19 protein-coding genes are annotated in these 14,225 nt (G+C 48.1%); 3 read left to right on the forward strand and 16 right to left on the reverse strand.

What is annotated here, in order from left to right; genetic code table 11:
- Window positions 1-50 precede the first annotated feature (50 nt).
- From ACFVSO_RS07625 to ACFVSO_RS07680, 12 genes are all read right to left on the reverse strand, one after another.
- Window positions 51-845, reverse strand: a complete 795-nt coding sequence (locus tag ACFVSO_RS07625) for a hypothetical protein (protein WP_387471813.1) — start codon at window positions 843-845, stop codon at window positions 51-53.
- Window positions 846-1,099: 254 nt separating this feature from the next.
- Complete coding sequence (locus ACFVSO_RS07630) at window positions 1,100-1,675, reverse strand: hypothetical protein (RefSeq protein ID WP_387471815.1); 576 nt, start codon at window positions 1,673-1,675, stop codon at window positions 1,100-1,102.
- Window positions 1,676-2,093: 418 nt separating this feature from the next.
- On the reverse strand, window positions 2,094-2,702 hold the full coding sequence (locus tag ACFVSO_RS07635) for a hypothetical protein (RefSeq protein ID WP_387471817.1): 609 nt from the start codon (window positions 2,700-2,702) through the stop codon (window positions 2,094-2,096).
- A gap of 383 nt (window positions 2,703-3,085) precedes the next feature.
- Complete coding sequence (locus ACFVSO_RS07640; protein WP_387471819.1) at window positions 3,086-4,063, reverse strand: toprim domain-containing protein; 978 nt, start codon at window positions 4,061-4,063, stop codon at window positions 3,086-3,088.
- A gap of 4 nt (window positions 4,064-4,067) precedes the next feature.
- A complete protein-coding gene (locus ACFVSO_RS07645; protein WP_387471821.1) occupies window positions 4,068-4,445 on the reverse strand; it encodes a hypothetical protein in 378 nt (125 codons plus the stop codon).
- A gap of 96 nt (window positions 4,446-4,541) precedes the next feature.
- Window positions 4,542-5,906, reverse strand: a complete 1,365-nt coding sequence (locus ACFVSO_RS07650) for an AAA family ATPase (protein WP_387471824.1) — start codon at window positions 5,904-5,906, stop codon at window positions 4,542-4,544.
- A 449-nt stretch (window positions 5,907-6,355) separates the two neighbouring features.
- The gene (locus ACFVSO_RS07655) at window positions 6,356-6,892 is read right to left on the reverse strand and encodes a P-loop NTPase family protein (RefSeq protein WP_387471827.1); all 537 of its coding nucleotides are present in this window, start codon (window positions 6,890-6,892) and stop codon (window positions 6,356-6,358) included.
- 513 nt (window positions 6,893-7,405) lie between these two features.
- A complete protein-coding gene (locus ACFVSO_RS07660; protein WP_387471829.1) occupies window positions 7,406-7,564 on the reverse strand; it encodes a hypothetical protein in 159 nt (52 codons plus the stop codon).
- A 13-nt stretch (window positions 7,565-7,577) separates the two neighbouring features.
- Entirely contained in the window at window positions 7,578-7,784 is a 207-nt protein-coding gene (locus tag ACFVSO_RS07665) for a hypothetical protein (RefSeq protein WP_387471832.1), read from the reverse strand.
- A gap of 276 nt (window positions 7,785-8,060) precedes the next feature.
- On the reverse strand, window positions 8,061-8,303 hold the full coding sequence (locus ACFVSO_RS07670) for a hypothetical protein (protein ID WP_387471834.1): 243 nt from the start codon (window positions 8,301-8,303) through the stop codon (window positions 8,061-8,063).
- 54 nt (window positions 8,304-8,357) lie between these two features.
- Window positions 8,358-9,302, reverse strand: a complete 945-nt coding sequence (locus ACFVSO_RS07675) for a SprT-like domain-containing protein (protein ID WP_387471836.1) — start codon at window positions 9,300-9,302, stop codon at window positions 8,358-8,360.
- 272 nt (window positions 9,303-9,574) lie between these two features.
- Window positions 9,575-9,736 carry a hypothetical protein gene (locus ACFVSO_RS07680; protein WP_387471838.1) on the reverse strand — a complete coding sequence of 54 codons (162 nt, stop codon included), beginning with the start codon at window positions 9,734-9,736 and terminating at the stop codon, window positions 9,575-9,577.
- 372 nt (window positions 9,737-10,108) lie between these two features.
- Between ACFVSO_RS07680 and ACFVSO_RS07685 the strand changes: the two genes are divergently transcribed.
- Window positions 10,109-10,321, forward strand: a complete 213-nt coding sequence (locus ACFVSO_RS07685) for a helix-turn-helix domain-containing protein (protein ID WP_387471840.1) — start codon at window positions 10,109-10,111, stop codon at window positions 10,319-10,321.
- Window positions 10,322-10,346: 25 nt separating this feature from the next.
- Window positions 10,347-10,982 (forward strand): hypothetical protein, encoded by a 636-nt coding sequence (locus tag ACFVSO_RS07690; RefSeq protein WP_387471843.1) that lies wholly within the window; start codon window positions 10,347-10,349, stop codon window positions 10,980-10,982.
- An 8-nt stretch (window positions 10,983-10,990) separates the two neighbouring features.
- On the opposite strand, the gene ACFVSO_RS07695 is transcribed toward ACFVSO_RS07690, so the two are convergent.
- The 4 genes from ACFVSO_RS07695 to ACFVSO_RS07710 all read right to left on the reverse strand — a co-directional run bounded on the left by ACFVSO_RS07695 (window position 10,991) and on the right by ACFVSO_RS07710 (window position 12,831).
- Window positions 10,991-11,209 carry a hypothetical protein gene (locus ACFVSO_RS07695; RefSeq protein WP_387471846.1) on the reverse strand — a complete coding sequence of 73 codons (219 nt, stop codon included), beginning with the start codon at window positions 11,207-11,209 and terminating at the stop codon, window positions 10,991-10,993.
- Between the two features lie 59 nt (window positions 11,210-11,268).
- The gene (locus tag ACFVSO_RS07700; RefSeq protein WP_387471848.1) at window positions 11,269-11,691 is read right to left on the reverse strand and encodes a hypothetical protein; all 423 of its coding nucleotides are present in this window, start codon (window positions 11,689-11,691) and stop codon (window positions 11,269-11,271) included.
- 301 nt (window positions 11,692-11,992) lie between these two features.
- Window positions 11,993-12,412: a hypothetical protein gene (locus ACFVSO_RS07705; protein ID WP_387471851.1), complete on the reverse strand. Its 420-nt coding sequence runs from the start codon at window positions 12,410-12,412 to the stop codon at window positions 11,993-11,995.
- Complete coding sequence (locus ACFVSO_RS07710) at window positions 12,412-12,831, reverse strand: hypothetical protein (protein WP_387471853.1); 420 nt, start codon at window positions 12,829-12,831, stop codon at window positions 12,412-12,414. Before ACFVSO_RS07710 ends, ACFVSO_RS07705 begins: the two co-directional genes overlap by 1 nt.
- A gap of 852 nt (window positions 12,832-13,683) precedes the next feature.
- Between ACFVSO_RS07710 and ACFVSO_RS07715 the strand changes: the two genes are divergently transcribed.
- Entirely contained in the window at window positions 13,684-14,214 is a 531-nt protein-coding gene (locus ACFVSO_RS07715) for a hypothetical protein (RefSeq protein WP_387471855.1), read from the forward strand.
- Window positions 14,215-14,225 lie beyond the last annotated feature (11 nt).

Below are 14,225 nucleotides of genomic sequence, written 5' to 3' on the forward strand. Positions count from 1 at the left end.
GACCCCTTTCGTTTGCGTGACCGTAGGGAGAGGATTTCTCCCCCGGCGTATTAAAACGGTAGTTTGCCTTCGGTTACTTCGATCGGCGTATATTCGGCCGCTTCCGGCTTGCCTGCGTTGCCTCCGCTAGCTCCGATACTCAGACCGAGGCGCGCGATATCAAATCCGGCGACAACGAGATTCTTCGTCTGCTCCGCTTCGTCCGCTTCAAACAGGAAGCCTTCGAATGCCGCGAAATCGAACGGCTGCGCTCCGCATTTTTCGAAGTTAGCGCGTTCAGCTTCCGTCAAATCTTCGTCCATGTCGAGCACCGGCGACAATGTTACGGCCGTATCCGTTGACGATCCCGTTTTCGTCAGCTCAAACGCAACCTTATCGAGACGCTTCGCATACTTGGTGATGGCAGCGAATACGCCTTTCGCCTGCTTTGGCGTAAGGTCTACGAAACCATCTTCGCCAGTTTCGAGGTTACCGAAGCCGATAAGGTAGCGCGCCTTTGACTTGAATAGGTACGCTTGTTTACGAATTTCCTCCGCGCCTTTCTCGTCGCCCGCGTCCTTTGCGGCCTTAGCATCCGCGTAAAGTAAGTCAGCCGCGCTGTCCCATACGGATGGATTCGCAGTAACGTAACCTTTCGCGTTGCGCTCCGCCGGAACCTTCGGTACAAACGTGTTTACCTTGCCGAAGATACCGTGCGCATAGTACTCCGCCGAGTCCTCTGCCGACTTGATTCGGACCTTCAGCGTCGTACCGGAAGGGAATGGTACGTGCAACGACGAACTCGTATCCTTATCCGCTGTTGCCGATTCTACTGCCGCTGTACCGCGTTTCGTAAATTGACTCATTTAATCACGCATCCTTTTCGGCCATTCCGGCCATTAGTATTTTCGTTCACTTTCGTCAACTTTGCGTCAAGCATCTGCCGACGCTTTACATCGATCTCACCTCCGTTATAAAGTCGGGCCAAACCGTAAGGTTCGTCCAGGAGACGGTACTAACGGAGTCCGGTGACAATCGGAATCTCCTACGTTGCATGGCGGCGGCTGCCTGTTCCGCCCTCTCACGTTAATACCGCCTCATGGCCGAGGGACATGCGTCCCTACGACATGTAAGCGCAAATCCCCTTCGCCAGCGACGATTTTTCCCGTTTGACCGCGAAGATATCCGATTCAATACGCTTCAACTCGTAAGCCAGCAGCGATAACTCTTCGTCAATTTTTCGTTGAAGCGATAGTAGATTTGTCTTCAGCCGCCGCAACTCTAACTCGGCCTGCTTAACGTTAATCTCCGCCTTTTCGATGTTGAGCCGTCTCAACTCGCGCTTCTCCGTACGTTGCGCCGACTTCAACGCACGCATCAAAACTTTGCCGACGTTGTTACGGATGTCTTCCGGCGCTTTTTCCTGTTGATATACGGTCACAACCGTATCTTCATGCTGCGCCACGATAAACGCGATGCGCTGGTACACGAAAAGTCTACGCGCGGTGCCGTCCTCTCCGATAACGTCCGGATCGACGAGGCTTGCTTTACGGAGCCGGTCCATTACCCAAGCGGGCGCGGCCGATCTATCTACGCCAAAATGCTCGGTCACGCGGTCGAGGGCGTGCGGAACTACGAAGATTTTACCGCTAAAATGCGTACCGGCCTTCGGATCAAGTACGTTATTAATACTCATGCGAGCCGCACCGCCTTTAAGTACCGCGAAGTTCCGTAGTCGGCCGCGTCTTCGTGCGTATCGGTACCGCCATCGTAGCCGTAATTATTTCGTAGAATTTCGGATTTATTCGAAACCTTTGCGTTAGAAATGCGTATGTTATTACGTAAAAGTTCGTTAGACATTCGTTATACCTCCGTCAAATATGAATATAGTGTGAAATCTTGCAAAACGGACATTTATATGATGCATACTCGATTGACACGTATAAAAATCTGCGTTATAGTAGAAACTGTTAATGGAACTGTAATTATTAGCCAACAACAAGCGCAGGTTAACGAAATTCCCCGACGTAATGCCTATTCGCCGGGGAGGGCGAAAGCTACGTTAACATTTACCAATTTAGCGATTGAGTTGCGCATATGTTATAATTGAAGTATTAAGCGGACAAATATTCGTAGTAATCTCCGAAACGATTAGCGTCGTATCTACGAGAAAGTCTACGTAATTTCCGTTTAATATCCTCGTGGTGCAAACCTAGCGCTTTAGCGAGCGCCGTGACGGTTTTGTACTTCGGGAACTCAGTTACGATTAGCGTCGTAACAGGGTCGACCTGGGTAGGGTCATTTACTAAGGAGTCGATCACTTGCCGGTGGTCGGCTTCCTTCATTAGTACTTCATGTTCTAGATTATGACTGCTTTGGAATGAGTCAGGGATTGCCGTCCCTTCTTCGACTGTCGATTCGAGTATTGCTTCGTAAGATTCAGTGGCTTCCTTCGATGTCTTTCTCCTAAGTAAATCTATTCTTCTTCGTCGAAGCCTTACGTTAAGTGAACGCTCGAAATCAGGAACTTCCGGACCTAATGTCAGTTTCATCAACGTATCATCAAATAACTCAACGGCGTCAGCCTCATCTCCTAATGCGAAACTAATTATCTTGTCCCTATTAATTTCGCGGATTCTATTGGCTGCTCGATAGACGTCGCTGAAACCAACTTCGTCATTTATGTAAGCCTTGTAAACCATATTCAGTTTTACATCACTCAACACCATCACACTCCTTATACATACATAGTCGTTTTGGATTGCCGTTTCGCACATATTCGCACAAATTAATTTCATAATATTTTCGGAGGGTATACGATGGGTCTCGAACCGCGTCGTTGCCTCATTCCGGACCTACTCGAGAACCTCGGGTGGACTCAACGATTACTTGCCGAATACTCCGGAGTCCACGAAAAGAAGATATCGAAGTACGTCACTATGTCGGTTAAGCATATGCCGTTGTGTGACGCGATTCCGATTGCTGACGCGCTTGGCGTTCCAGAACGGAAACTTTACGAGTGGGCTCACGAATGAGCGCACGACTGCGGTAAAATTCGCAGATTTGCGAAATGGTAATTCCATTGTACACGCCGCCCCCTTCGACATCAACGTAAATAAACCGCTATCATTCGACATTTATCGACCTTCGCTTCCAACGGATTCCAACCCGCGTTTACTGCCTCGTTCACGTCCTTACCGTATCGCCTCGGAATCAACGCCAGCCGAACGTCCATCTTTCCCGCCAGCTCCCGAACGATAGCATTACGCCAAGCACGGCCCGGCCCGTCATTATCGCGATACAACGTCAATTCTTCGATTGGCGAACGTAATAACAATTCCGCTTTCGCCCGTGTGAACGCCGTACCGCCGGTCGCTACAGCAAAGATTCCTCGTGACATCAACGTCATTGCGTCGACTTCCGCTTCTACGATCGCCGCCCGTTTAATACGACGCTCATACGCCACGTTAATGCCGTAAAGCATTTCGCGGATCGGACGTCCGGCCTTCGCATACCAAAACGTCTTATCTGCGACCTTCCGATACTTCACGTTTCCGAGCGACCCCTCCGGATTGAACCAAGGAATCGTAATTGCGCGCCGCTGCCGATCATACCCGATACGCATGAGCTGCTGAACGGACTCCGATATTCCCCGGCTGCCGAGATACGGTGACCGGAAGTTGTACTGGTCCAACAGTTGGGTGCCTATTCGGACTGTTCGCGGCTTATCTATTATAAGGTTCGGTACCTTCAGCGTAATTTCGGCGGTCGGGTCACGCGGGCTAACGCCATACTTCACCGCGAGATAGTCTTCCGTTTCCTCGTACGTTTCTTGCCTAAGGAACGAAAGCAGACGAATGAAGGAACCGGACTGCCAACGCGGGTCGAGCGCCCCATAATCGCGCCAGCCGCCATGCTCGAAAATTACCGCGAAAGACGGGTGCCGCTCGTAACGGAACGGACTGGCCGCGATTAACTTGTCCGACGACCAGGTAGCGGATGTCCACGGAAACTCTTCGAGTTCGGCGCGGATGTCTACGGGGAGCGACGTTTCGGCTCCGTTAGGTCCTCGTATCGCTATCATAGCGTCACTTATCCTCGTCCCAATCGAAATCTAAGTCAGTATGCAATTCCGGCACTTCTACGTCGAAATCTGTAGCGTCATTAATAAAATTTCCGTAGTCACTATACCTATAGACATCATCCCCAAACATATCAGTACCAATCGGTTCGGGCTCGTATTCGTCTAGTTTTAGAACCTTCTCAGCGTCGTTCAAGGCTTCTACGATTATGTTCCTAGCAAACGCCCCAGCCGATTCACCGAGCTTGTCAGATATAAACTTTAGACGCCTGTGGTCGTAATCACTAAGAACCACAGTAAGTCGCTTCTCTTCGCCTCTTGCACGTTTGTTTTTTGCGGTTACCTCGTCGGCCATCTTCTGTAGATAATTGTTTAAATTTGACACAAAAACACCTCCTGTAGACAAATACTACCACACGGATTTCACATTAGCAATAGGATATGCGAAATGTATTAAAGCTTTAATACTTTTATTCGCAGTTCAAAAGTTCCCTACGAACTTAGCCGCCACATCCTCCGTGACTGGCTCCCGCACTATCCCGTAATTCGGCAGATATACGATTTCAATCCGCGTATCCTCGCCGCCCGAACGCCCTTTTCCGATTTCGATTACGCCGCGTCCTTCGTGTGCCAGAGTGTCGATACCGAATACGTTCGTTGCATCTTCGAGTACCGCTTTCGTTTTTTTAATCTCGGCACGTTTAGGCGGTTTCAATTCGCGAGCCCCATCGTCTTCCTTCTCAGCCGCATTCTCTTCCGCCTGGGTAATTACATGAATAACGGCACCAGTTGACCCAGCAAGCCTCCGTAATCCCTTTGATGTAGCCGCAACGTCGCCTCCCGCCGTTTTCGATGTGTTTGCTTCATAATCCATGTAATAGATCGGATCGATTACGACCACGTCCGCATTAACCTCGCGTATATCCGCTTCAAGCTGCCGTAGCGTACGGTCGCGGAAATCGGGATCATCAACGGAGCGTACGATAATTTTACCGCTGATAACTTCGTTAATCCCCGCGATAAACGTTTCGAGTTCCGCTTCCGCTTCTTCTGGCAGCTTACCGGCCAGCATCGCTCGGTTGTCAAATCCGGCTTCGTAGTCCACTCCGTCTACACTCGCCAACATAACGCCCAGCCGCGCGGAAATTGACGTATAAGAGCGTGCCAGGTATTCGTATAGTGCCATCTCCATAAGCCATACGAGTACGGTTGCGCCATTTACTGCGGCTTCCAACGCCTCCTCCATCGTAAGAACAGATTTTCCACGGCCGGAACGTGCGTACCACGTATACATGTTTCCGCTGTAGTATCCACCGCCAATCGCTTTATTTACGCTCGTAAATTTAGAAGGCCATAGACGGAACGATGTGCCGTCCTTGCGCGCACGGTACTCTGTTAGGAATTTCTCCGATGCTTCCGCGATATCAATCCCGACACTTTTGCGAACGCTTGTTCTTAGTTTAATATCGGAAAGTACAAGCGTCAACCACTCCGTAAAGTCAGATATAGTCAGCGATTTTCCGATTTCGCCGAATTTCTCAGGTAAATCGCGGCCTTGAAGCACTTTTGCTGCCTCAATCTTCCCCCAATTTTCCTTCAATTTCCACACAAGAAACGTGTACTCGTCGGTAACGCCTGGTATATACGTAAACTCCGGCACCGCTTCGACGAGTATTGCGTACGAAGGAGCCTTCCCTCCGTTACTCTCCGCGTGACTTCGCGTATATTCGTATGCTTTTCGTCCAATCTCCGTCAAAAAGTATTCGCCTACAATGTCATATTGATCGAATACGGACATTTCATTCCCGTCGATCACTTTCGATATTAACGCCTCTTCTACGCTCAATTATGCGTCACCTCCTATTGAACTGTCGAATCCCGTTATCCGTCAAAATTTTGGTAAGACTGAAATTGGGATTATTTAGAAACACACTTAAAAGTACGTAGTTTGGTATATGCTCTGATATGCCGTTATATCAAAATATACGTAATTTTCCCTTATTTCACGCGCATTTTGGTAATATCGTAATCATTACTACTAAAACATTTCCTCTCGAATGCTCCGTTTTACTCAATAATTCAATAAATTAATGCTAGCACCATTGCTCGTGTTTCTCAAACGGCATTTTCGGTCATTTTCGGCGATTTTCTTCACAGAGGGAATTTTTGTATTTTCTCCGTTTTACTCGCTTTATCTCAGATTTACTCGTAATTCCGTTTTTCGGGTTTACGTTTTTACCTATTTTCATTTGTTTTTTGCATGAAATGAATATTTCCCTTATTTCCCGAACTGATTTACCGTATCCCACGCTTACTCTCGCCCTGGAACGTTAGGTTAATGCACATATCCCGTACTCGATCCGCCAGCCGCCGGTCATAAACGGACGCCAACTCCGATAAAGGAACGTTGGACGTATAGACTGTCGGAAGCCGGGACGTCACCCTCTCGTTAATGAGCGCGTGGATATCACCGCGAAATCCTTCGGTACATTCCCGAACGCCTATATCGTCCATTACGAGAAATGGCGTACGACTGGCGATTCCCTCACGTCTGTAATATTCACGTGAGTTTACTTCCGCTACATCTTGCGGCACGCCCTTACGCGTGAATCCGTTATAGAGTCGCTGCCAATCGTTAACGTCAAGGAAATACACGGGTTTCTCCACCGGTTGCTGCCTGCGCTGAACCGATCCGATGTAATGAACGGTTAAATATTCATTGAGCAGCGCAGCCGCCGTCGTTGTCTTTCCGGTGCCTGGTTCCGCCGAATATAGATATACGGATTTGATCCGATCGCCGTCCGGAACAAACTGTCGGCCGAATGTTTTCACGTAATCCACCAACGCCGTGTAGACCGCCGATTGACCTTCGCGGGCCGGGCTCGTATTAAGCGTTAGCAGCCGATATTCGGCGGGTATGCCCGCTGCACCATTACGGCCGCCGTCGCCATTAAGTCCGTGGATTGCGATGTATGACGGGCAGAATCGGTCGCAGCCGTCACGTCCGGCTATTCCGCATGGTTTACGTAGAATGCATTTTGATGAGTGATTATTGGCGCTAATAGTTCGTCACCTCTCGATACTATAGTGATTATTGTAAATATATACTATAAATACTATAACGTCAATGACTATAGTCCCTACGTATCGAAAACGATAATTGCCGATGTGACGCCGTCGTGCGTTCCGAAAATGGCTGTCGCTTTTTTATGCGCCAACATTGCGTCCATAGCGCGTACGAATCCGATTATTGACAAACCACTTCTAACGGCATATAGTCCCTCTTCGAGTAATACCTGAGATCTCGTTGTCACTACTGCTCACCTCCGTACTTCGCAAGTGAAATTATTTTTCGAGAATATACTCTGTTCCTATTTGACCATTTCCGCAATCAAAAGGATTAGAAATTATCACTATCCAACCTTCGTTTAATGCCGTAGATAATGCCGCTGTTGGATTAGTGAATCCTTTCGGATATGTTCTCACTACTCTTTGTCGTCTCAATTCGTTTCCCTCCTTACGCAGACATTCTACGTAGTTGCTCCTTAATCCGCAGACTCATGTCGTGTTCCGCATAAATCACGTTATCCGGCGTCAGTGCTGCACCTTCCGGAACAAACAACGCGCCTTTTCCTTCGGAATAATGTACGTCAACGCCTGCACCAATCTGCTGCGCTATTTCGCGTTGGATGTCCATTAGTACAGCGGTCACCGCTTCGTTCATCTCATCGTCCTCCTTAGTTCTATATTCGCAGCCCATACTCGCCGTAGCCGCTCGTTACCGGCAGTTCTCGCCATGTCCGCCAACTCGCGAAACATAACTGGCGCTCGACCTACGTAATCAGAAACGTATTTCATTTCGTTAGCCTCCTCCGCATTGCGTCACGATACGATAATAACCGTTCGTGTCGATTACTCGGAACAAATTGTCCGCTCATTTTCCGTTGTCCGCATATGTGTATCTTCCGTACATAGTAACGGACGCGGTCGGCTTGCTTCTTCATACCGCTGCTGCGCTTTCAACGCTTCCCGTTCCTTCCGCTATCACCGCCAGCCGCACGAGCCTGTCCGCCTGCTGCCGTGTGTAGCCGCATAGCGCAATCCATTCGCCGAAGCCGCCGATATGATCCGCCAGGCCAAGCCGTTTGACGCGTAGAAGATGGCGTCCGGTTGCGATACGGGCAGCAAGCGAAGTGTTAACCGTAGGTCGTGCGGACTTTCGATTACGAGTCGATTCGTTCATTTTTCGTCATCCTTTCGTTAGATTGAATATGAATATTCAACGTTTCACTTACCGTTAGATTTCCTCCATATCGACGTCGCACGGCTTACATCGGATTAGCAATCCCGGTTTACTCGCCCGTACTTTTGCGCCACAGTCCGGACATTCGAGCTTGAACGAATTGGACGTCTTCTTCGCCTTTTCCGGAACTGCCCGGTACAATCCGAAGGCTTCCGAGCTGACACCGATTGTATCAATGAACGCCCGCGTCTCATCCGTCAGTTTGGCCGCAGACCATCCGATTTTCTTATCTGGCTTGTCGAAATCGTAATAGAACATATTATCCCGTTCGCAGGCCGCCTTGAATCGTAGGTTGTGGTACGTTCCGCCGCGCGATACGTCTTGAACGCCGATGTGTACGTTGTGCAAATGGACCATTTCGTGTAGCAGCGTACGCAGGATATCGTAATGGTCGCGTGCCATATGTTCGGCCGACAAGTTGATTTCGTAACGATGACCATCCGGCTCGCTTCCGTCACCTTCCGCGCCGGGCCGGTGCCAGAACGGTACAAGCGAACACCATCCGTAAGCCTGGCGTTTACCTGCCGCTTGGATCGTAATAGCGGGCTCGGCGACCTCGCCGTTAAAGTAGTGGTCATTGAAAGCGCGGAAGCAGCGGTGAAGTTCGTCGGTCGCCGTTTTGATGTTCGGAAGGGCTGGCGTGGCTGCTGGCGTTTCGGCTAATACGGCTTCGTACGAAATAATCACACGACGGCTACAATGGTCGCATTTAAATTCGGTTAGCGTAGCCTCTTCGACTTGAACGTAACCGCATTCGGTACATTCGTAGTATTTGTAATTCAAGTTATCCGCCACCTCCTGCGCGCCTTCCTTGTTGCCGACGAAATCTCCGGTCCACTCGCCTCCTTTCGTATCCCAAACGGAATAGGTGCGTGGGCGGCTGCTGTCTCCGTAATAACTGTATGGGCTTGCGATGTATCGTGGTTTTTCGTTGCCCATTTTCGTCAGCTCCTTCGTTTGTAATCGTACTGTTATAGGCTTAAGGCTTACGCAATACTCGCCGACGTACCACACAATGGTTCCATCATTTAAAGTAACAGGACTAACAAACCACTTGTAACTGTTGATTATGACGTACAGACTACCTTTGTCGTCGGTTCGCAGAGTGCGTTTAACGGTTCTATGTCCCATGTTCGTTCTATACTTAACGCTGACCTGTAACATTTTCACAACTCCCTTTATGCTTTCGGTATAATGCGAAGCAACTACTTTTACTTTCGTAGTAGTTCTAAGTAAGCAGTTATTAACGAAGATATTTGGTGTATAGATAACGTTGCAAATTCTTCGCCTTTTTCCACTTGGTCCGTCAAGTATTCCAAATAATCTTCAAGTATTTCAGGCTGAATAAAAGTAGACGGTCTTCTTTTTTGCATAACGATCATCTCCCTTCTTATTCGATGTACTTCTTGACGCAGAGACACGAATAGCCTCTCGCCAGTTTCGGAACGAAATAGAGGGCTTCGTCCCTTTTCGTCAACTCTGCGTTGAGGAAACGTCAGATTAACGATAACTATACGGAGGTTATTTCGAGGTTTGATGCGGGGTGTTGCGCGCTTGTCCGATGATGGCGAGGATGCCGTTGGAAGATCGGACGCTGCGTTTGAGGAAGCGGATTGTAATACGTGGTAAGTGGATACGTTGTATGGTATAATTCGGTTTGTAAAATCGATTTCAATACGCGTTTTGCGTTTCTCCTACGCTTTAATACTAATACGCGTTTCGCGTATTGTCAAGAGGTGTTTTAAATGATTTCCGAACGTATAAATGTAGTCATTAATAAGCGAAGTATCCAGCAAAAAGACTTGGCCGCCGCTATAGATGTTCTCCCGCAAACTTTTAACGGCTATATGTCAGGCCGGAGGGAATTTCCAGTTGATGTCGTAGTAAAAGTAGCCAAGTACTTGAACGTTTCTGCTGACTTTCTTCTCGGACTTTCCGACGAAGTCGATTTTGACTAATTGAAAGAACTCTTGGAGGGAAAATATGACCCTAAAAGAACAGTCAGATACCCTATTCAATGAAGCCGAAAAAGTTTTCTTTACTGGCCGTGTTTCAGAAGCGGTCGAGATGGTCAACAAGTCGAATAGTCTTTCCGCTGAACACTTCGGTATGTCAAACTTTCACAAAGCAAATACGAAAAGAATGATTGCAGCGTATAACACATCACTTCCCGCTCTAAAGTATGTATCCGATAATGATACTCTGATTAGACTGCTTTTGATGTGGATAGGACTTAATAGTATAAAACCGAAGTACCAACTTTTAGATGTTCTTCCTGGCGTTCCGATTGAATGGCCTGAATGGGACCGTGATATTCTTCCCATGCTTAGCAAACGAGTCCAAGTTGAAAAAAGGATGGCCGTTGATCTTCTTTGTTATCTTAACGCGTACACTTACAGACAATACGTATTACAAGATATTGCAGAGCGGAACGACCCTTCGCTAATCGCATTAATTACTGATATTAACGGTCAAAACAACGCTGCAATAGTCGCCAACTCCGTTCGTCCAGAAGATTTACCCCCGTTTACTTTGACATCAAGCGGTTATGTGACGTTCGTTCGTGAGGAACGACTCGCTTCTAATTACGAGTCGGCTTACGGAAAACTTAGACGTTAATATTCACGTCATCCCACGCCAACGCTCGGCCGAGTCCGTTCCCTCCATAAACGAACCGGCCTCTTCCGTTCCAACTCCGCCTCCCACTCGGTCAATTTCGTATCCAGCCGCGCAAATGTACCTTCGCTAATCTCTCTGTCAGCAAACCGCAGCCACAACGTTTCCGTATGTTCGGCCAGCGCTTGCTGACACGTTGCGTATTCCGTCCGATTTAATCGTCGTTTCATTGCGACGCCCCCTTTTAATAGTTATACAGAAGTTGTCCGAAATCACACGCTCTACTCGATTACCACAGCGCCTTCAGCTCCGCCGCGCTCACCGTTGACGCCGCCTGCTTCTCCGTTTCCCGCCGCTCGGCCTCCGCTTTCTCCGCCAGCAGCTTCGGAATAATCCCGTTAATCCGATACGCGACCGCAAATCCAGCCGTTAAGATCGGATAATCGTGGGTAGACCGATAGGTTCGGAAACACTCGTCAAACGCGGCGCGGAGGATCTCCGGACCGTATTCGTCGAGCTGACGTTTAATCACGCCTTGCTCGAACTTCCAATTGCGGAGGGGCGCATATTCGGCCCCGTACAACAGTTTGTTCATACCGCGAAAATACTCCGTAAAAGTTAACGTATTCCAATACATCGTAGGAAGATTCGGCCAGTCGCGGCGTTGTTCGGCGGTTATTCGGTTGCGTGTTGTTTTTCCTATTTGTGGCATAATCGTAACCTTCCTTCGTAATTTCTCGCAACTAAGCAATTCTGAGAAAAACAGAGCATTCGGGAGAAACACTTCCAGATCCCGACTTGAAAACATACGTAAATTGAACGAATTTGGAGTTTTACCGTTGTATCCCAATGCTATTCTTCTTGCGAGATATCCTCACGTATGATATAAGCACTATCTGCTATATACGCCACCTCTGCGTACACGTCCGCCTTGCCCTGGTAATAACCCGCCATCAAACGGGCTCTCGGCGCTAAGTCTCCGTAATGACACGCTTGTCCAGCCGCGTACGTCTTCAGCACCTGTATGTTTGCCCGCAGCCGGTCAACCTCCGCTTGTAGTTCCGCACGCCGCGCATTATGATAAGCGTCGTTTTCGCGCAGCAGCTCCGCCATGGCATCGCGGACAAGTATTCCCCGACGCTACTGCCGATAAATGAATCGTTAACGGACCGGTGAGTTACGAATAAGAGCATCGAACGGAGCCCGTCCGTCGTTTGCGGATAATAGCGATTGACCGGCCGCCAGTCTTCGTAGGGTTCCGGAGGAGTTACGCCCGGCTGCACCTTATATGACGGTGCTTTCGTTGGGTCAACGGTAACGCGTTTGTATAAGCTGTATTCGCGGTCAGAAACGGTGAACCCGTACGTCGCATTGATTGCGATAATGGACGGTTCGGCTGCGGTGGACTTCGACTTCGTTACGTTAGTCGTCATTATTCGGTCACCTCCGGGATATCGAGTTTTAACGTGCGGACCGCGAATTGGATGCCGTCCGCTAAATGACGGTACTCTTCAGCCGTCTTCCAGTGTAAACTAACCCACTCACGCTGCTTACGTCGGATAGACACGTACTCTCTGCGTAGAGTTTCGTAGGTCTCTTTACGTTCCTTCTCCGCAGCTTCTTCCGGAGACAGTTCGATTTCATAACCGTTGCTGATCGCGGCCAGTAACGTATTGAACGGGATGGATCGGAGCTTTAACGTAACAGGACCGTTATAATTTGAATCGAGTACTGACCGCATTATTGCCGTCATATTCGTCGCCCCGAACGTCCCCTTCATCTTTTCGATTGCTTCCGCAACATCGCAGGGAATCGTTGGGACTTGCGGGATAGTTTCGTTTACTTTCGTCATGAATACGTCACTCCTCGTTAATTTATCGAGTATACAAATAGTGCAAACGATTAAGGCGAATTGTAGCGGAAATGAAAATAACGGTTGACATTATGCGGCCGATACGTTATTTTATTAAATCTTTTATCTTTAAAGATTTAAAAGACTTTAAAGAACTTAAGTATTAATATCACTACGTTCTATTAATACTTCCGCCATTCAAACGAAAATCGTGTTTGAATAACGGGATTATCAATACATATCGGACACGTTGAGGTTTTAATATAAAAGAAAACCCCTTACGCCCACCCATTTCCGGACCCGCCCGAATATCCGACATTAGCCCGCCACCTCCGTTCCTTGTTTTTACCGTTCTGAACACGGCGTTTTTGTCGTCCTAGCTACGAAATAGGGTTACGGTAGCCGATCGGACAATTAACCGATAATTTCACGTAATTTTCAGGGGACGTTTTTTGTCCCACGTAAACAGCCGTGAAATGGACGGAACCGTACGGGCGAAAACTCCGTAGTATACAAAAAGTGCAAATACGAGTTGATACGTCGGGATTGCGATAGGGATCGATTGTATTTCGCCCTCATACGTATAACCGCCGCTGTACTCCGTTTCGCACATATCAGCGTGAAATTTCCGTCTAATTTGCCCGTAGACGCGTCGTAATCGACCGGTAGTGCATTCAGTGACCAGCGATCTTAGGGCGCGATTAGACGGGGAATTAACGGGTTAAATCGGCTTACACTTACATAGTCGTAATGACGGGATAGTTCGCACACTTTGACGAAAATATTTGTCGTAAACATTCGGACTAACTGGTAAAATTGAACTATAAATATCTAGGAAGGATGGTCGATGAATTGAGGAAGGTAGTTTTAATCGTGGTCGCGCTCTTTGTCATAACTGGATGTGGAAATACTAAAGAATTTGGAAATCTTGTAGAAAAAGCTAGCCAACACTATGAGAGAAGCGAATTTGAATCAGCGCTCACGGTGTATGAGAAAGCCCTCGATTTAAAAGAGGATGTCGAAGTGCGGAGAAAGTACGAGGATACTAAGAAGGAATTAGCAGCCGCTACTCTCTATGCAAATTTTCGCACGGCACTAGAGTCGGCAGTTACTGATTTAGAAAATATAAGGGATCGAAAAAGTCTAGTTGAGTTAGCTGATAATGTACTCGAAGCTACAAACACACTTGTAAAAGCAAAGGTTGACGGTAGCCTAAGAAGTAGCATCGATATAAAAAAAGCACAAAAAGAGACCTTATCAATAAGTATGATTGAGTCACGAGCCCGTCTTGCGGACATACCTGAAGCTCTAGGTAAGGATTACTATACATACGCGGTAGATTTGAAGGAAAGCATTGAGGATTTACTGAAACGGATATACTAAGCACAAAAAGC

It is taken from the genome of Paenibacillus sp. NPDC057967 (assembly GCF_042887015.1).
Taxonomy (GTDB): Bacteria; Bacillota; Bacilli; order Paenibacillales; family Paenibacillaceae; genus Pristimantibacillus.